This window comes from Vreelandella zhuhanensis, from assembly GCF_009793355.1.
Lineage (GTDB): Bacteria > Pseudomonadota > Gammaproteobacteria > Pseudomonadales > Halomonadaceae > Vreelandella > Vreelandella zhuhanensis.
Genome location: NZ_WTKP01000006.1, coordinates 62,769 through 82,021 on the forward strand (window position 1 = coordinate 62,769; position 19,253 = coordinate 82,021).

Consider the following 19,253-nt stretch of genomic DNA (forward strand, 5'->3'; position numbering starts at 1 on the left):
CACAGAAGTCCATTGGCAGCTCATTGATGACCGAGCGTCGAGGCACCGGCACTGTCGAGACTCTAACGCAGGCTTTGTATGTTTCCCAATGAGTATTGGAGTGCTCAATTTGACTAGCTGAATTGACTAAACTGGTTGGGTACAAATTCATCGCTATGATGTTAGGATTAATTTAATCTTGGCGCATTACCTAAGTCCTTCAATTCTTTTCGACGGTAAGAAAGAGCCTTAAGCCCTACAACCCGGTTTTTAGTATGCTTCTGGTTCCGTTGAATCGCTGGCGTCTTGCCGGCCCATGGATTGCGCTGATCACCTTGGCGGCCATCTGGCTTGCAAGCGTGATGGGCGCCTTCCTGCTTCCCGATGCCTGGATGTACTGGCAGTACCATCGCATCAACCCGGTAGACAGACCCGTGCCCCAGGTGCTGCTGGTGGAAGCCGACTTTGAACAGCGCGAGCAGTCTGAATGGCTTGAACTTATCGAGCGACTTGAGCAATTCGATCCCGCAGGCATCGGTTTCATGCGCCAGCCGGCCGGGCTGACTGGTATCCAGCTTGAACGGCTGCGCGAGGCAGGCATCGTGATTGGCCAGACCGCCGCCCAGGCAACCGACCAAAACCGAGTCCTGACGCTTCCACCCTCCCAGAGCCTGGATAGTCTGGGCTTGCACAGGCCCCAGATCATCGACGATGGCGAGCGCTACATCAGTACCGAGGCGATGTTGGCGAGCCGGTCAGAGGGTACTGTGGTTACCGATGATCCCTTTCTAGTCGACTTTCGCCCGGGCATGAACTATCTGCCGATAATCCAGGCCGAGCGGGTGCTGCGTGACGATCTAACTCGGGATCTGGTTGGTGGACGCCTGGTGCTGGTGGGCCGAAGCATCGACCCGACCAATCCGCCGCTGCTCACCCCCTTGCCGGAGGAAGCTGACGTCTCCCGGCTGGTGTATGCCGGCTACACGGTGGATACCCTGCTTCGCGGCCAGCCGCTGCGCACCACGAACTGGTGGCAGAACCTGCTGCTGTCGCTTGCTGTGCTGGGGGTGGCGGTGCTGCTGTACTTCCGCCTCGGGGCCCATCGCGCCATGAGCACCGCCATCGGTGGCACCATCACCCTGCTCATGGCGGGCTGGCTGTGCCTGCACTTTCTGGGCATCGTCCTGCCGGTGGCGGAGCTGATAGCCTTTCATTTGCTGCTCTGGTATCTGCTTTCCCGCCGCGAGCAGCGTCTCGAATCGGCAACTGTGCGCAAGCTTCTGCGTGCCAGCAGCAGCCGTCTGCAGGATCGTCTGCTGCCTTCGGACTTCAATGCAAGTCAGGATCCGTGGGGGCAGATCATCCTGCTCACCACTCAGATATTGAATTTCGATCGGGCCATCCTGCTCGAGCGTCGAGGCTCTGCCAAGCATTTGCAGGAAGTGAAGGCCTATCGTTGCTCCATCGAGGACATCGACGAGCGTCGCCGCGACTTCGAGCGCACTCCCTATTCCACTGCCCTTGCCGAGGGCGGGCCTGTCCTGCTCTCCAAGACCTTCCTGAAAAATCCCAAGCCGGGCAGCCATCAGTTTATCGTGCCGCTGGCGTTCAATGGCCAGCTGCTGGGCTTTCTGAGCGGCGAGGTGGCTGGAGATACCTTCGAGAACAACCCGTTGTTTCTCTCGCTGCTTGGGGACTTCAGCGACCAGATCGGCGAGCTTCTCCATCAGCGCCAGCTGTGGCAGGCGCGCCAGCGCAGCGAGGCCAGCCAGTGGAAGCGGCTGATGCGCCTCGATGCGGTCGAGTCCGAGTACGAATCCCTGAGCGAGGTGTCGCAACTGTTCGAGCGCCGCCTTTCGCTGCTGGAAAATGTCTTCGACTCCCTGCACACCAGTACCATCCTCTATGACCTCTTCGGCCAGGTGATGCAGGTCAATCGCAAGATGGAGGAGCTGATCAGGCATTCAGGATTATCCGTATTCACCATGACTGCCGCAGACGCCATTGCGACCCTCGGCGGGATGCCTCTTTCAACCGCGCGGGACCATCTCCAGCACATGGTTCTGACCGACGAAAGCCTTACCTTTGCGGCAAGTCTGCCCGGGGTGGAGGGCGCCTTCTCGCTCAACGTGCGGTCCCTGAAGGGCGTCGAGATAGAAAGGTCAACTCGCGCCGCGATGCCTTTCCGGATACACGGCTTCTTGCTTGAGCTGGTGGATATCACCCACCTTGTGCGCCTAGAGCGAATGAAGGATGAACTGGGCAACAAGATAACCGCGGAGCTGCGCAATCAGTTGGAGGCAGGCCTCCTGGCCGCAGAGCTTGGTCGTCAGGAAGATGTGACGGCAGTCGACAAGGCGGCATTCGGCGAGCTTATTGAAAACAAGCTGCAGCAGATGTCGCGCACCCTGGCTCGCTCCCAGCGCATTACCAATGCGGTTCAGGATATCAGCCGGCTGTCGGACTTCCCGGTCAGTGTCACTGCCCTGGCCGAGGATCTGGCCAGGCGCTGTGAGCCTCACCTGACCTCTCAGGAGCTTGCCTTCAAGCTCGAGCCTCCCCCCTTCAATGCTTTCGTGCGGGTGGATGTGACGCAGATCGAGAGTACGCTGGATGCCGTCGTTGCCGTGCTTGCCGATGATGCAAGCCCCGGCGGCGTGATACGCCTGAACCTCGAGGAAAAGCGCGAAGGTGATACTTTCTGGACCACCTTCACCTTCGAGAATACCGGCTACGGTATGCCTGAAGAACGCCTCCAGGCCGCCATGACCGACTCGGCCCGTTCCACCACCCCGGCCATGCACCGCCTGCGGCGGGCAAAAGACCAGCTAACCCTCTGGGGGGGTGAGCTGAAAGCCACAACCGCCATCGGCGAGGGCATACGTTTTGAACTACGACTACCAGGGTTTTCATTAGATGACGAGCTCGCAAACGACCAGTAAGCGCATCCTCCTCGTTGATGACGATGCCGACGTGGCACAGCTGCTCGGCTTTGTGCTGCGCCGAGCCGGCTTCGAGGTAAGGCATGCACCAAGCGCCAAGCAGGCCATGGAAGAGGTGGCCAGTGAGCCACTGCCCGATCTCTTCATTCTGGACCTGTGGATGCCGGAGCTCGATGGTGAGTACCTGCTGCGCTGGCTCAGAGACGAACAGAAGATCGCAAAACCCATCATGATGCTCACGGGTACCGTGCGTCCGGGCCTTGAAGAGAAACTCAAGGCCGCCGGCGCCGATGCCGTGGCCCACAAGCCCCTTGATATTCAGGCCCTCGACTCCCTGGTGCGAGGGCTTCTGGGAGAATGAACTGGGATCTGCTGCCTTTTCACATCTTTCCCGAGGGCAGTCTTGCCAGTTCCGTCATTACCACCGTCTGGGTGGGGGTGGCGGTGGTGGCTTTCTTCAACCTTCGCTTTGGTTGGGGCCTGGCCGGGCTTGTGGTGCCCGGCTATCTGGTACCGCTGCTGCTGATCAAGCCCTGGAGCGTGGCGGTGATCATCGGCGAGGGCATGGTCACCTATCTGCTGGTCCAGGCTTTTTCGCTGCTTGGCGCACGCTATCTGGGCCTTGCCGATTTCTTCGGCCGTGACCGTTTCTTTGCCCTGGTGCTGACCAGTGTCATCGTCCGGGTCGTGTTCGATGCCTATTGGCTGCCAGGGCTCGGGGGTTTTCTCGATGCGAACTTCGGCCTGGAGTTCGACTACGCCAACAACCTGCACAGCTTCGGCCTGATCATCGTGGCGCTGATCGCCAACAACTTCTGGAAGCCTGGGCTTGTGCGCGGCACCTTCTGGCTGCTGGTGACCCTGGCCGTCACCTTCGTGCTGGTGCGCTTTGGCTTGATGGAAGTGACCAACTTCTCGGTCAGCAACCTGAACTACCTCTATGAAGACGTGGCGAGCTCGATTCTCGCAAGCCCCAAGGCCTATATCATCCTTCTGACCACGGCCTTCATCGCTTCGCGCATGAACCTGCACTATGCCTGGGAATTCAACGGCATCCTGATTCCCTCGCTGCTGGCGCTGCAGTGGTATCAGCCGACCAAGCTGCTGCTCACCTTTGCCGAAGTGGGCGTGATCTTGATCGCGGTGCACCTTTTGCTGAAGCTTCCGTTCTTCGGCAACATCAATCTGTCCGGTGCCCGCAAGCTGTTCTTCTTCTTCAGTGTCAGTTTTGTTTACAAGCTCTTGCTCGGCTACGGCTTCGAATTCTTCGCGCCCTGGATCAAGGTCACCGACTTCTTCGCCTTCGGCTATCTCATCTCGACGCTTCTCGCGCTCAAGATCCACGACAAGGACATCGGCATCCGGGTCACCCGCGCCACCCTGCAGACCTCGCTCACGGCGGTGGTGGCGGCAAGTTTTGTGGGCTTTGCCCTGAGCTTCATTCCGGCAAGGCTGATCGAGGAGGGCGCCGATACCGAACGCTTCATGGTGTCGCCGATAACTCAGGCGACGCTCGAGGATCTGCTGTTGCGTCAGCGGGTGATCGACTACGGTGTTGTCGGGCAGGAGAACCTTCCGCAACCCAGCGGCACCCAGCTCGCCCGTTTTCAGGCGGCCCTGCTGGCCCTTAAGCGCTACCAGAATGAAGGTGAGCCGGAGCAGCTCCAGCAGGCCCGGCTTGGGCTCAGTGAGCTCGATTACGCCATTTCCCAGGCCGAGGATCGCTATCTGGTTCTGAGCGAAGTGGGCGCACCCCGAGGCTGGGGCACCTTCGTCATCGACACGCGGCCTGAAAGCCGCCTGGTAGTCGAGGTGCCTGCGGCAATCAATGAGCGTGGCGTCGCCGAGGCGGGCCTGGCGGTGTTTCGTGATCAGCAGGCCGCAGCCCTTGCCGTGAGCAGTGCGCGCGTGCGCACTGCTGGCAGCATCGACGTGACGCGCAACCCCGGCAGCTTCTTTCATCAGTTTCACCAGACGTTCGGCTTGCGTCACGCGCTTCAAGTGCGGCTGATCACTCGAACAGCCGCCCGCGAACTCCTGAGTGGCCGAATACCCGAAACGTCGAATCTTCTTGCCATGCAAAGCCAACTGCTGGTGAAGCAGCAGTTGCCGGAAGGCCTGCGGCTGCAGGCCCTGGAGCGGATGCTGGGTGAGGTGGCCCTGCGCTGGGAGGCGCCGAGCATTCCCAATGTGCAGCGCGAGCGCACACGCTCAGGGTTTGCCGAGCTCTACCTCAATCCCGATTCGCTGCGCCCCCTGCTGGCCCGCAGCCACAGTCGGGGGGCGCCGTCTCGCCTGGACGAGCGTGACGGCGCCTTGAGTGATTACCTGCTGGAAAGAACAGACAATATCCGCGAGGCAGGGAGCCTTGGCTTTCGCCAGCCGCGCCTCGATGAGCTGCTGTTTCTCGACCTCGAGGTGCTGAGCCCGCTTCTGGAGCTTGTCGCGGCAAGCGGACCCCAGGCGGCCTGGTCCGAGGACAGGCTGAATGAGCTGCGTTATCTCAATGGCCTGGCTCAGGGGCTTGGCTATCGCATCACCCGCTTCCACGACCGGTCACGCGATCAGGACTACCTGATTCTCGAGAATACGCAGAATGAAGCGCCTACCCAGCCTTGGGGCACCTTCGTCATAAGCACGGGCCTCGCCTCACCCCAGCTTGTCGAAGTACCTCGACCGCGCTTCGAAAGAAATACCCTGGAGGCCGGCACCCTGCTGTTCCAGACACTCGAGGCCGGTGCGCTTCTGGTTGCCGGCAGCCATCCTTTCCTTGACCCCGAGGGAGGAGCGGATGTGCTGAGTCCGCGCAATCCTCTCACCCTGTTCAATCTGATGCACCAGGTGTTCGTGCGCGAAGCAGGCGAAGCGCCCTTGCTTGTCACCCAGGTGCGCGGCATGAGCGAGCAGGCCTCAACCCAGGCCCCAAGCCTTCTGGCCTTCAAGGATGGCCTGCGCCCCGGTGCAGCCCATCTGCCATTGCGAGAGAGGCTGCGCGAGACCCTCGAGGCGATGGGGCTTGCCCCCAAAAGCGTTCTTGGCGATGAAGAAACCGCCGGATACGAGGTGGGGAGCAGCGCCCAGACCCGTTACCTGGATGCCGCCCGTAACACGGATTTCGCCACCGTCTGGATCGCGCCTTCGGCTCGGCGAGCCTTCGAGTTGCCGTCTGACGATCGCCAGCAGCAGCTGCAGTTCCAGGCCCTGGAAATAGACACCGTCACTGATCCCCTTGCCGAGCAGGTCAAGCGGTATGGTTTATCGCAGGCACCGCTGCCGGAAGGGGAGGTGTCTCTGCTTGAACATCATGTGGAGACCGGCGACATCGTTGCCCTGCGCAAGCTGCAGCATCAGGGATATCGTCTTCTTCGCGTGCTCGAGCCTGATTCACGCCAGGCCTTTCTGCTGGTGTCTGAAGCGGGCGATGCTCGCGCTATCCTGGCCATTGCCAACCTGAACCCCCTGGGCCGCGAGATCATCGACCCGGCACCTGGGCGCCTGGCCACGACGCTCGATGACTTCATCAGCCGCCGGGCTTTCCTGCTGCAGTCGGGAGGCAAAGAATGAGAATACTGGGTCGCCTGCTGCTGTTGCTGATGTTCGCCGCCATGGCAGCCTTTCTCTACCAGCCCCTGCGCTCGCTGTTTCAGGTACCGCCTCCGGTTCCTGCCGTCGCCCAGCAGCTCGATCTGACGGCGCGCTCCTCGACGGTGTACTTTCTGCCCGAGGGTGACTGGCTGACCTTTCCCGTCATCAGCCAGGCGGCACGACTTCGCGTACTCACCCATGCTGGCGCCGCTCCTGGGGTCGAGCAGGAAGCCTCCCTGCGCTACGCCCTGGAATATGAGCTTCTCGACGGTGACAGGCGCCCCCTGCACGGGGGGCGCTATATCCACGAGAGCCGGATTCCTCAGCCGCTTTACAAGGATGGTGTGCCGGTTTCGCGCAATCTCTATACCGACAGGGACCTTGCCGTGGCTGCCGGCCAGTCGCTCAACGTGCAGCTGGATGGGCTGCCCCAGACGGCCTATGTCCGCCTGCGCCTGACGCCGCTTGTGCCACCGCTCGAGAACGTCGCCGTGCGTGTCTATTACGAAGAGCGTATGAGTGAAAGCCAGGCATCCGTCGCCTGGGAGCGTCTGAGCCAGCCAAAGAGAGAGCGTCTGACCCAGGGCGTGATCTATCCGCCGGAGCTCTTGACGCCTCAGGAACGGTTGAATCTGCTGGAGCGCCAGTGGCAACCGGTAGGGCCGCTGGGTACCAACCCTGACCAGGGGGTGCTGTTCAGTCTCCAGGGGGCCGAGCCCTTCATCGACCCGGACCGCATGCCTCGCTCCCCCGGCCTCTATGCGGGGCCGGATCGTCTGGGCGTACTGCCCATCGAGACAGCAGGAAACTACCGCATCCAGTTCAAGCCACTCTTCGATGATGGCCTGGCCTCCGAACTCGAGTTGCGCCATGTCACCGAACAGTTCGAGGAACCACGGCAAGAGGTGGTGACACCCTCTGGCGAGCCGCTTTCAATCGAGCAATCCCTGTCGCCCGGGCTGCTGGTGGTCACCCCAAACCAACCCGGCATGCTGGATATCTGGCCGGTCGCGAAATCCGGGGAAAGCTCACTGCCCGAACCGCGTTTTCTGCGCGCCTGGGTCGTGCAGCCGGCGCTTCCTGTGCACTTCCAGATTCTGCCCGGCGAGGATGTTAGTACTTCCCTGCGCCTTGACCTGCGCGCCCATGGCGATGGCGAGCCCTTGGCGGCGGAGAAGACGATCCAGGCCGAGTACCGGCTGCTCGATGCCCAGGGCAGGGCAGTGGATACGGGCAGGCTTGAAGCCAGCGTCGTGCCCTCGATGATCGACAGGGTGGCCGACACCCAGCCTGTGGCGGATCTTTCCGAGCCGGCGAGTTTTTATCTGCGCCTGCCTTCCGAGGCGGTTCGCCTGGAGGTGACAAGCCGTCAGCGGCTGCTCGCCAATACCTATACAAGGCCCTATGATCTGCCCCATCGCACCCGGGTGCCGGTTGACTACTACGCATGGCGTGGCGACGACCCGGGCCAGCCGAGCTGGTTCATCCTGCAGCCACCGGAGGCTCGAGCGCGGACGCCGGATGTTGGGGCTCGAGCAGAGCCCTCAGCTGATAAGGAGCCTTCGACACTTACCCAACTCGATACCAGCCTGGTATTGCACATTCAGTCACGCCCACCCGAGCGTAACCCCGAACTTCTGGCCGGGCGCTACCAGTGGGAGGCGTTTGATCCGCAGCTTGCAGCCCGCGGTGCCCGTATTCTGGTTCCCCTGGGTGGCGAAGAGCAGCTGCGTGCAAGGGGCCTTCCCAGTTACTTCCAGCCCCTTGAACAGGGCATTCAGACAGTGGAAATTGCCGCGCCCGGCGTCACGCGAAGCCTCGAGCCACAGCTTGTCTACCTGCGCGAGGAATCAACCCCCTTCAGCCTGCGCCTGCGCATCGACGGTAAAACGGTGCGCCATGAACTGATCGGCAGGCGTGGCGAAATCAGCCTGCCGCCGGTCACGCCAGGCCAGCATGAGGTGGCGCTCGATGCCAGTACCTCGGGGACCTGGTTGATGAATTACCGCTACCCCGATGATGCCGGTTATCTGCGCCGCATGGCCTTTCGTCTTGACGAAGCACCGCTGCGCTATTTTGTGGACAAGCGCAAAGATGACCAGCTTGTGGGGGCACGCTTTTATTCGCTGGGCGAGGCCGGGTCCGCGAGCACGGTGCGCGTGCGTATCATCCCCGACGCCCTGAAAGACGGGCCGATGCGGGAATGGACGCATCTTGAACGGCTTTACCGAATAACACCCCCCACCGAGGAAGCCGGGGTGGGCCATGTGCTCGACCGGCAGCGCGAGCGGCTTTCCCTCGGCCAGCCCATCCTGATCGATCTCGGCACGGATATAGCCGATGGCCCCGTGACGGTGGAATTTTCGCTTCAGAGCGGGGCGCCGGGCTACGTCGTTTTCCACGAGGTACTGCCGGGACAACACTTACGAACGCGAGGCTTTCGCGAGGAAAAAGACTGATGAAAAAGAGCAAGAGCTACCTGCTGGCAGCGATGCTGCTGATGCCAGGCGCGATGACGCTTGCCTCCCCGAAGGCGTCGAGCCTCGAAGCCCTTCTTGATGGAGCCCGCAGCGAGGAGTACGTCATGCCCGATGCAAACAGCATCAATCAGGCCCAGAAAGGCTTCAGGTACTGGCTTGCCGCGGATGACCGCCTTGTCGCGGCACACGGCTTTGAATCTCCTGGCTTCGACACTCTGGGCTTCAAGCCCGTTGAACTGTCGGAGCCGGGCATCGTCGCCCTGGTTGAAAAGCAAGACGCGCGCCGCGGGCGTGGCTTCTTCGCTGCACGTACCGGAGGCGGCACGCCGCTGCTGATCCAGGCGCCGCACCAGTACTATGACCTGCGTACCGGGACCCTCGCGCGCAAGCTCTTTCTGGAAAGCAATGCCATGGCTGCGGCATGGAATACCACCCATCGTTACCACAGCGATGACACCGACCTGGTGCATATTGCCGACAGCTACCTGCATGCCCTGAGCCGCGCCTTTGCCGATGTGCATCCCAAGGGGCGAATACTCCAGCTGCATGGCTTCAGCAGTGCCAAGCGTGAAAGTTTGGCAGGGCGTGAGGCACAGGCGATCCTCAGCGATGGCAGCAGCTATCCCTCAAAGGCTCTTGCCCGGCTGACCGACTGCCTGTCGCAGCGGCTCGACATCCGTGCGCTGCTCTACCCCCGCGATGTCCGCGAGCTGGGGGCCACCACCAACACCCTGGCCGCCGATCTGCGCCGCCGGGGCTTCGAGGGTTTCGTGCACCTGGAGCTTGATGCCGAGCTGCGCAAGCGCCTGGTCAGAGACGCGGATGCCAGAAACATCCTCATCCAGTGCGTGGCGGAGACCCGTCCATGAAATGGCTTGCCGTGATCCTGGCCTCGGTACTGCCCCTGGGTGCTGCCGGCGAAAACCTGCCATATCCTTATTCCTGGGACCCGCTCACCGAACGTGAGCGCGCCAGTCAGGCGCCGCGGCTGATCTGGGAACAGGCAGAGCGGCTGGATCACGCAAGAGACGGCCGAGTGAGACTCGATGCCGGAGAGACGGCCACCTTCGAGCTCGCCGCCCAGGGGCATCTGCGTTTGCAGCTGGATGGTGACGAGATGCCCCCCCTGCTGTGGTTATCGCGAGACGGGGAGCTCTGGTGGCAGGCACCCTGGACCCCCGGCACCGAAGGGCAGGAATGGTTTCATGTAAAGGACAAGCCGTCGCCACTGCTTGCTCGCCTGGAGGCCGAGACAGACGTCAGTGGCCGGCTGCTTGTCGCCGAGCTTGATCCCGTGGCTTCGCCGGATCCCTACCGGGAAGTCGCCCTGTCGGATTCATCTGCACAGGTCACGCTTGCCGACGATGACGGCGATTGGCTGGATGTTCAGCGCCTGGGTCAAGGCGAGCTTCTCGAACGGGAGGTGGAAGGGCCGGTGGTGCTTGCCCTTGCCAGCCGGCCGGCCGAGGGTCTGGATCACCAGGCGCAGTATTCCTTGAGCTGGACCTTGGATGAGGCCGACTGGCAGCAGATCAGCATCGAGCGGACCCAGCTGAGCACCCTCTACCAGGAAGTGGGCGCCTCTCGGCTGCATGGCGGCATGGACCGACGCTACCTGACGATCCCCGAAGGTGAGCATCGTCTCAAGCTCAAGGCATCCCTGCCTTTGCTTGCAAGAATCGAGCAGGCCGAAGGGGACTACTTTCTGGATTTCAACGAGCCCGAGCCAACCACTGCCGAGCTTACCCAAGGGCTTGTCGACCAGCCCCTGAGCGCCGATGACAGAACACTGGAAGAAGTGGATGCCCTGCGCCAGTCGAATCATTTCGAGGGGGCTGCCGATATTGCCCTGGGCTTGCTTGAACAGGGCTTGCTTGAACAGGGCTTGCTTGAACAGGGCGCATCACTCTGGCCCGGCGCCAGACCTCAGGCGGCCAGGCAAGCCCTTGCCGGCGATATTGAGCGCAGCCAGCGCTTCTTTCGCAACCTCTACCCCAATGCCGGCGCTCGCGCGAAGCGTGCGTCGCTTGCCATGCACACCGCCTGGTTCGCCACCACCAGCCCGCTGGATCTCGAGGCCGATGAGGACTACTACCTGGGTGACGCCGTGCTCGAACGCCTGGGCCGCGGCCTCTTCGCCGAGCTGGGCAAGGAGCCGCTGAGTTACCCCTTGCCAGCGCGCTTCGGGCCTTCACGGCTGCGCCTTGCCATTGCGCGCCTGGATTCTCGAGAGGTCGCCGATCTCTGGATTCAGTACGACGATGCACCGGCTCAGCGGCTCAGGCTCACAGACCCCGCATTACCAGTAGATCTGCCTAAACCCGAAGACGCCGTGCTGTCACAGGCTCAGGCACAAGGGCAATCGTTCGTGCATCCGACCCTAGGGGGAGATTTCGCCGCAAGCCGCGAGCCCGGCCACTACTGGCCGGCTGCCAGCGTGGAGCTGCCCCTGCCGGCCAATATCGAGGAGGTGCGTGTCTGGAGCGACGCGCCGCTTACGGTCGCGCTTCAGTACCGGGCAAGCCAGCCTTTTGAGGCTAGTGAGAGTGCCTATCGCGCGCTTCTTGAAAAGACGGGCCCGCTTTCTCACGTTGCCCGCCTGCACCGGGCATTTGAAGCCGCGCCGAACCCTGAATCAAGGCCGCTTCCTCTTGACCCGACGCCGGAGCAGGCCCTGGAGAATCAGTGGTACCCGATGCTGCGTTATCTGCATGCTGCCCAGGCAGCCTATCTGGATGACGCAAGGCCGGAAGGCCCCAACCCGGCAGTGGCCAATCTGAACGAACGTCTGGAAAGGGCCAGGGCGCAAGCAGAGCGCAAGGACTGGATCGGCGTGCTGGAAACGCTCGGCCGGGCAGGTTACGGCCAGAACCCCGACGCCTACCGGCTGTCGCAGCAGGCCCTGGGAAAACTGGGTGAGCACTATCTGGCGCAGCGCCAGCGCCTGGCAACCGCGGTCTTTGGGCGTGATGCAAAAGCAAGGCGCCTAGCAACCGATGATATGTTGGCGGAATACGCCAAGACCCAGCGCTGGGGAAGCCAGGTTCGCCTGCTGGCCGCGCGCTTTCTGCGCGAAGGCGATAGCACGCTTCTCGATCCGTTAGGCCAGGCGCTGCACCATGCCGGTGATTCCCTCTGGGCAAGCCAGCTTGGCCTGTTGCTCGCCCATGACGGTGCTACACCGGACTGGTTGGCGAAGGCGGCACAGGACGCCGGCTGGCTTGATACGGCGAATTCATCGCCAGACCCGCTGCGCCAGGGCGGGGAGGCAGGCCAAGCACGGATGGAGCGAATGCGCGACGGCGAATCCATTGCCCGCCAGCTTGAAAGCCCAAACCGAGTGCAGCGCCTGGCAGGCGTGGAGCGCTGGCTTGACTGGTCGCTGTCGTCGGAGCAGGCCTTTGACTGGGTATCTCTGGGGGATCGTCTCGAGAGCAGTCGCGGTTTCTCGACGCTGTTCAGCGAGGTCACACGAAAGCCGCTTGCCTTGCCTCACTCAAGCGTCGATGCGCCGCTGGAAGTCGAGGTGGTGGGGCCGGCAGTACTGCGTGTGCAGCTGAGAAGAGTGACGCCGGCTACCCGTAAGCCGGGGGAGGTCGACTGGCTTATGGCTGAACTTGTGGACGCTAAAGGTGACACGACAACGCTTAAGGCGCCGATCCTCAGCCGGGCGGAAAATCCCTATCTCACGTCGATCAATCAAGCGACCACTGCTGCCACCGGTGATGACATCCTGCTTGAAGTACCGGCTGGCCTGCACAGTGTCCGCCTGAGACCCCAGGGCCATGACTACCTGACCCAGCTATGGCAGTGGCAGCCGATAGATTCCTGGGCGGTGCTCCCGCCGCTGACGCCCCTGGCCTTGAAGGACCTGCTTCAGGAGCCTGCGGAAACCACCGGCTTCCTGACTGCCCCGGTTCCGGCGTATCTGCGGGTCGAGAACGCAAGACTCGAGCCGCTTTCCGTGTTGCCTTCCGCGCAGCTCGATACGCTTGACCTTGCTGCCCTGAATGCCTTTGCCCTGGAAGATGCCCTTGAATCCCTCGCGTTCCCCGACCAGGCGATAGGCCCGCGAGACTGGCCGGCAGGCAGTCATGCCGTTCAGGTGAACGCTGTGGCGACCCATGCGAATGTGCCCGAATCACCGGAAGACGCTCATGCGCTGGCCGTGGCGCTGCTCTGGCAGCTTGAGCAGACCCCTGGATTGAGAGACAGGGTGAGTGCGCGCCTGGCACAGCTGGCCGAAGCGCATTCCGAGGTGCCGGCCATTCGCCAACTGGCCGACAGGCTGCTTCAGGGGTATAGCTGGGAGCGGATCAGCAGCAGCTTCGAGAGTGCCGGGGTGCGCCAGTTGCCGCTTCAGGCGCAGATGCATTCACCCTTTCGGCGTGTGCGCCAGGCCCTGCTGGCCGAGTTTCCGGCATCGGCCCTGCTCTTGAGTGGCAGAGGCATCGAGGGTCTAGAGCTTTCCATGCCCGAGCCTCTGGCCATCGAGATACGGCTCGCGCAGCATGTCCTGCCCCATGCAGCCAGAACGCCGGCCGAGGTGATGGTTCAGGTCGACGATCGCGAGCCGCGCTTGGTCCGCCTGTCGGAAAGTGAAACTGTTGAGCGGGTACGCCTGGACCCGGGAGCGCACGCCCTGCGGCTGTGGCTCAAAGATCCCCGACAGCAGCAGTTCGTCACCGCGCGGTTCCGTCGTGCCGGGAGCGGGACGCCGCTACTTGATGAAGACACGCGCACCTACCACATCGCCGCCCCCGGTCAGCCGGCGAGCTTCTACGTCAAGGGGCCCGCCTGGGTACGGGTGAGCGAATGGTCGCCGGGTAATGGCTCGACCGCATATCGATACGTGCCGCCGGGCTGGCAAACCCTGACTTTCGAGGCGGGGAATGATCAAGATCGTTACTACCGCCTGCATGTCCTGCGCCAGGCATCCGACGCAAGGCTGCTTGAGCCGGCAACGATGAAGGCACGCCTTGCCACTCCCGCCAAGGGGCCCTCGCCGCCGCCGGCGCCTGCCAAGCCTGTGGCCTGGACGGTGGAAGATCGACATTCTCCCGGTGCCGGCCTTGATAGCTGGGGTGGCTACCTGAGATTTATCGAGCGTATTGATGGCAGTGAAGATGACGTGGCTCCCGCCCAGGGAACCAGGGCTTTCGAGACCGGTTTAAGCTACCGTTTTCGCCAGCGGGACAGACGGCTGTTCAGCCACAGTGATCTGTTGCTGCGCCGGCTCGAGGGCAGCGAGAACATCCTGGGCGCAAAACAGTGGATAGACTTCTACCCCGAGGACAGCCACTGGCAGCTCGGCTTCTTCAGTGAGGCGTACCTTCAGCCCGGCAAGATCGATGGGCTGGATGGCGACAATCACGGGTCGGCACGGCTGCAGGGAAGCATCGAGCGGACGTATCAGCTGTCGCCTCGGCTCAGGCACGAGCCGGGCCTCACACTGAACCAGCGCTGGTTGAGCCTTGATTCGGTACCCGACGGCGCCCTGGCGGAACTTGATCCGGACGTCTTCTCGCCCTACAAGAACGATCACAAGCGAAGTCTTGTCCTTGAAGACCGGCTTACCTGGACGCCCCATCTGGATCAACGGGTCTATCTCGAAGGAGCGCTGGTCAGCAACGAGACGCTCAATCCTTTCGACGTCGACCACCTGGAGGTTGCCACGGCCGTCAAGCAGCTATTCGGCCCCGTGGCCGGGGAGGCGGGCCTGAGTTGGCGGCGCTATTTCAACGACGATGATCGCGATTCAAGCCTCGATCGCAAGCGGGTCTTCGTGGGCGCCAATCTGCTGCGCTGGGGAGTGGGTGCCAATGCCTTAACCTTGAGCGCCGAGGCTGATTACGATATCGATCGTCGTGACGTTGGCTGGCGATTGAGTCTCGGCTTTGAAGCCAATGAGGGCCGCATGAGCCCAGCCAGGCGCCCAGATGCACTCGACTTTCTGCCTCTGCGACGCGCTCAACAGCGTAATCGCATCGATACCAACCGTCTGGAACCGTTCTACCCATGAAGCGTAACGCCACTCTTCAGCTTGAAACCCTTCTGGTGGAAGGGCTTTCCGCTCCTTGGCAGCGGGTGAACCGACGTCAGATTGAAGCCATCCTGACCTTCTTGCACAAGAGCGGACGCCGCCTGCCCAAGGATGACCGCGATGCCCTGTGCCGGGTGCTTCTGGATACGCTGCTGGACTGGGTCGAGGTCCAGCGCCGGGAGATAGACCGCCTGCATGCCAACCATCACGAGTTCACAGCGCGGCTTGCCAGCGCCGGGTCGGAAGATGAAATCCGCGGGCACGTACTTGATTATGCCCGTACCCAGGGGGCGGGGCGGCGCCAGCTGCAGGGTGATCGTTCGGCCTTCAAGCGCTGGTTCGGCCCTGATGCGGTCAGCGAGCGCTACCAAAAGCAGTTCGCCGATTGTGAGCGTCACCTAAGTTTCAGCCTGGAACGCCTTGGCATCTTGGGGTCGATCTACATGGGAGCCAATACGGTGACGCCGGATGAGGCCATCCAGCGCTGGCGCAAGCTTAATCTCGAGGAAGGTATCGGCGAGCTTCTCGCCTATGAAGGCGATCTGCGTGTTCGCTTGGCCGCCTTTCATGGCCTGGCTCGCGTTGCTCGCTCCCTGCCGCCGGAAGGGCGGGAGCGTTATCTGGGCGACAGCAGCTTGACCTACAGTTACCGGCTGGCCATGGATCATCGTCAGCCGGTCTGGCTTCAGACTGAGGCGCTGTCCTTATTGAGCGTGCTGGGCTACCCCGCCGTGGTGGATATCATCGAGCGCCGCCTGAGGCGTGCAGCAGAGGGCGATGATTTCTTTGTGCGCCAGCATGCGGTGCAAGTGCTTGGCGAACATAGCGATGACCCAAGACTCGAGACCCTGCTTGAGATGGCCCTGCATGACCCGAGCCCCACGGTGCGCCAGGCGTTGATCGATCTTTTGATCAAACTGCGCCCGGCCTCGCTCGAGCAGCACCTGCCGGTTCTTGCCTTGGAAGACAGCGCCCGGGAAGTTCGCGGTTATGCCGTCCATTGCCTGATTCGGCTGGTGGAGAGCGACGTCTCTCAGGTTGGCTTCAGCCGAGAGCTTGTCGAGCGCGGCGCTCGCCAGGAAAGCCAGCCCATCACGCTGCGCCTGTATTGCCACATCATTGCGGCCATCGCCGCCATTTTGCTAGACAAAGGTGAGCAATACGCGCTCGATCAATGGTCGGAAACTGGCTTTGCGGTACTCACGACGCTGCATACCCAAGCTGACGATTTGCGGGTGCGGCGCTGGGCAGCCCAGGCACGGGAAACCCTATGGTGCATGGCCGACCCCGAAGCGCGGCGCCTCCATCGAGAGCTTCGCACCCGGTTGAACAAGACGCCGGTGAATAAGCGCCGTAGCCTAAAGGTTCCCGAAGAGGTGGACGATGACCGGCTCGGCCGCGTTTTGAGCGCGCTCACGCAAGACGACTTCGGCCTGGATGCCAGCCGCTCATCCGGCAAGCTCGCATTTCGGCGCTGGGAGCGTTTTCGCTTCCGGCTCTGGCGGGCCTGGTACGAGCTCATGCACTCCTCACCGGACAAACGCCAGGCGGGCCACCACACCATCGGGCGGGTTTATGACGGCCTCTTTCAGGTGCCCTCGGCGCGGATGTCGGAGCTGAGTCCCACCAAGGTGCCCGGCGAGCCCCTGCACATGATCGACGAGGATGGTTGGCGGCCTTATCTGCCACTGGTGGATCAGGTGATATCCAGTCTCGATCAGTCCTGGCCGACCCGGCCGATGAAGCTCTACACAAGCGAAGGCGTGACCGAAATCACCCCGCCCGGCGGACTTGTCGCCCGGCTGCGCGCGCGGCTGAAGCTGACGTTTCGTTTCGCCCATTACGCGAGGCTACGTAACTGGGAAGCCGACAGCGGCGGGGCGGCGAATATTTATATGCTGGCGCTTCAGTCGCTGGGCTTTACCGTCAGCTTTCGCACCCACACCGATCCTGATGCCAAGCCATTGCCCCAAGACCCAGCGGTGCGACGCTTCTTTCCCGCGCTTGCCTTTCCGCCGCTGCTGCTGGACTGGTGGCAGGATTACACCGGGTACTTCGTATCTGTTTACCAGAATACACTGCGCCAGCTGAGCTTTTTTTTGGCCGGCATGCTGGCGCTGTTCGTCGGACGCCACGTCTATGTCAACCTGACCACGCGCCGCGCCCGCAACAAGCTGCCGTTGGTGATCGGTGGCTGGGGGACTCGGGGGAAGTCGGGCACCGAACGCCTCAAGGCCGCGCTGTTCAATGGGCTCGGCTTTCACGTGATCTCCAAGACCACGGGCTGTGAAGCGATGTTTTTACATGGTTACAGCCATCGTGATCTGCAGGAGATGTTCCTGTTTCGGCCCTACGACAAGGCCACCATCTGGGAACAGGCGGACCTGGTGAAGTTGTCCCAAAAGCTCGATGCGGATGTGTTTCTCTGGGAATGCATGGGGCTCACACCATCTTATGTGCGCATTCTCCAGAAGCAGTGGATGCGCGACGACATCTCCACCATCACCAACACCTACCCTGACCACGAGGACATCCAGGGCCCGGCAGGTATCGATATTCCCATTGTCATGACGGAGTTCATTCCCAAGAACTCGACACTGATTACCAGCGAAGCCGAGATGCTGCCGATTCTGCAACAGGCTTCCCAGAAGCTGGGTACCGAGTGCCATAGTGTTAGCTGGATCGAACCCGAACTCTTGCCCGGCGATACCCTGTCGCGCTTTCCCTACGAGGAGCACCCCACCAACATTGCCCTTACGCTGCGCATGGCCGACGAGTTCGACATTCCCCATCTTTTCGCGCTTAAGGCCATGGCGGACCACGTGATTCTCGATCTCGGCGTGCTTAGGGTCTATCCCTTGGCTCATGCTCGGGGACGCAAGCTGCAGTTCACCAACGGTATGTCCGCCAATGAGCGCCTTGGGGCGCTGGGCAACTGGAACCGGCTGGGCTTTGACAAGCAGGATCCGGAGGCCGAGCCCGGCGTCTGGATCTCGACGGTGATCAACAACCGCGCCGACCGGGTAGCCCGCTCGCGGGTATTTGCCGACATCCTGGTCAATGACATCAGCGCGGATCGTCACTTTCTCATCGGTACCAACCTCGGGGGGTTGATGAGTTACATAGAGGAGTCTTGGCAGGTGCGTCGGGATGAAACCACCCTCTGGCCGCGCTCCCAGGAACACCCGGATCCTTCCGTCGAGTGGTGTCGCCTGGCCCGCCAGATGCGGGTTTGCGTCACTGAAAAGGCGGTGCTCGGCAGGCTTTCGGCCATGCTCGAAGGCTTAGGAGTGGTTCACGATACCCAAGTGCTGGCAGAAAACCTGGCCGACCCTAGCGACTACCTGAAGACGCTTGCCCAGGAAGACAGCCAAGAGAAGACGATCCTTGCGAAGCATCGGGCCTACTACCGGGAGTGGCAGGAATTCAGCGGGCTCGAAGAGCAAATTGCCGGTGACCCGAAGCCCTCGGAGACCCTCGATGACCAGGCCCGCGACCTGCTCTGGAAGTGGTTCAGATCCCGCATCGAGATGGTGCGCTCGCCCTTCGTGACGGGCGAGCAGCTGGTCAACCTGATCTGCGACCAGACACCCCCCGGCTACACCAACCGCATACTCGGCATGCAGAACATCAAGGGGCCGGGGCTTGACTGGGTCTACCGCTGGCAGGCCTGGGACAAGATCCATGCCGCCGGCGAAATGATCCTGAACGGCAACCGCGGGGACGCCACCCGGGGTCTGCAGTTTCTGGCAAGCTTTCAGGAATACGGCCTGCTATCGGCCGAGTACATGCAGGATCTACTGCATCGGGCGCGGGAGCTGCCGGTGGCCCAGAGCGAGAGCTTCCAGGCAGAGCTCAGACTGATCGCCGCCAACCTCGAGAGCCGAAACAAGCCCGAGGAAGACAAAGACCAGCCGCCTAGTGAGCCCACAGGTGACCTCTGGCTGACGCTTGTGACCTGGGTGGAAAAGTTTCTCGACGTGGGCGATGCCGTGCGCCGCCGGCGCAAGGCCGACCAGATCTATCGTGACATGGTGAGTCAGCGTATCAGCACGGCCCGGGCCGCCGATGAGTTGCAGTACCTGACCAAGCGCCAGAAGGGGGGATGGTTGATTCGGCGCTGACCGGGTTCAGCGCTCTGGGTTGGTAGGATCTTGACCTGGTGGGAGGGCGATTTATCGCGCGAGGGGTTGCTTGCAATGGGCACCAACCAACCAGCCCCCG

General features: G+C 62.1%; 7 protein-coding genes. All 7 read left to right on the plus strand.

Annotated elements, in window-relative coordinates; translation table 11 throughout:
• Positions 1–254 precede the first annotated feature (254 nt).
• The 7 genes from GPM19_RS09665 (at position 255) to GPM19_RS09695 (ending at position 19,153) form a co-directional block, all read left to right on the plus strand.
• Positions 255–2,921, plus strand: a complete 2,667-nt coding sequence (locus GPM19_RS09665; RefSeq protein ID WP_160418836.1) for a sensor histidine kinase — start codon at positions 255–257, stop codon at positions 2,919–2,921.
• Positions 2,896–3,282, plus strand: coding sequence for a response regulator (locus tag GPM19_RS09670; RefSeq protein WP_160418837.1), 387 nt, complete (start codon positions 2,896–2,898; stop codon positions 3,280–3,282). Before GPM19_RS09665 ends, GPM19_RS09670 begins: the two co-directional genes overlap by 26 nt.
• The gene (locus tag GPM19_RS09675; RefSeq protein ID WP_160418838.1) at positions 3,279–6,485 is read left to right on the plus strand and encodes a poly-gamma-glutamate biosynthesis protein PgsC/CapC; all 3,207 of its coding nucleotides are present in this window, start codon (positions 3,279–3,281) and stop codon (positions 6,483–6,485) included. Before GPM19_RS09670 ends, GPM19_RS09675 begins: the two co-directional genes overlap by 4 nt.
• Entirely contained in the window at positions 6,482–8,965 is a 2,484-nt protein-coding gene (locus tag GPM19_RS09680; protein WP_160418839.1) for a hypothetical protein, read from the plus strand. Before GPM19_RS09675 ends, GPM19_RS09680 begins: the two co-directional genes overlap by 4 nt.
• Positions 8,966–9,090: 125 nt before the next feature.
• Entirely contained in the window at positions 9,091–9,855 is a 765-nt protein-coding gene (locus tag GPM19_RS09685; protein WP_160418840.1) for a hypothetical protein, read from the plus strand.
• Positions 9,852–15,008: a hypothetical protein gene (locus GPM19_RS09690; protein ID WP_160418841.1), complete on the plus strand. Its 5,157-nt coding sequence runs from the start codon at positions 9,852–9,854 to the stop codon at positions 15,006–15,008. Before GPM19_RS09685 ends, GPM19_RS09690 begins: the two co-directional genes overlap by 4 nt.
• A complete protein-coding gene (locus GPM19_RS09695) occupies positions 15,005–19,153 on the plus strand; it encodes a HEAT repeat domain-containing protein (RefSeq protein WP_160418842.1) in 4,149 nt (1,382 codons plus the stop codon). Before GPM19_RS09690 ends, GPM19_RS09695 begins: the two co-directional genes overlap by 4 nt.
• Positions 19,154–19,253 lie beyond the last annotated feature (100 nt).

Bases quoted from the DNA above. Each gene is read 5' to 3' on its own strand.
- GPM19_RS09665 (WP_160418836.1), top strand. From the start codon at position 255: ATGCTTCTGGTTCCGTTGAATCGCTGGCGTCTTGCCGGCCCATGGATT.
- GPM19_RS09670 (WP_160418837.1), top strand. From the start codon at position 2,896: ATGACGAGCTCGCAAACGACCAGTAAGCGCATCCTCCTCGTTGATGAC.
- GPM19_RS09675 (WP_160418838.1), top strand. From the start codon at position 3,279: ATGAACTGGGATCTGCTGCCTTTTCACATCTTTCCCGAGGGCAGTCTT.
- GPM19_RS09680 (WP_160418839.1), top strand. From the start codon at position 6,482: ATGAGAATACTGGGTCGCCTGCTGCTGTTGCTGATGTTCGCCGCCATG.
- GPM19_RS09685 (WP_160418840.1), top strand. From the start codon at position 9,091: ATGCCCGATGCAAACAGCATCAATCAGGCCCAGAAAGGCTTCAGGTAC.
- GPM19_RS09690 (WP_160418841.1), top strand. From the start codon at position 9,852: ATGAAATGGCTTGCCGTGATCCTGGCCTCGGTACTGCCCCTGGGTGCT.
- GPM19_RS09695 (WP_160418842.1), top strand. From the start codon at position 15,005: ATGAAGCGTAACGCCACTCTTCAGCTTGAAACCCTTCTGGTGGAAGGG.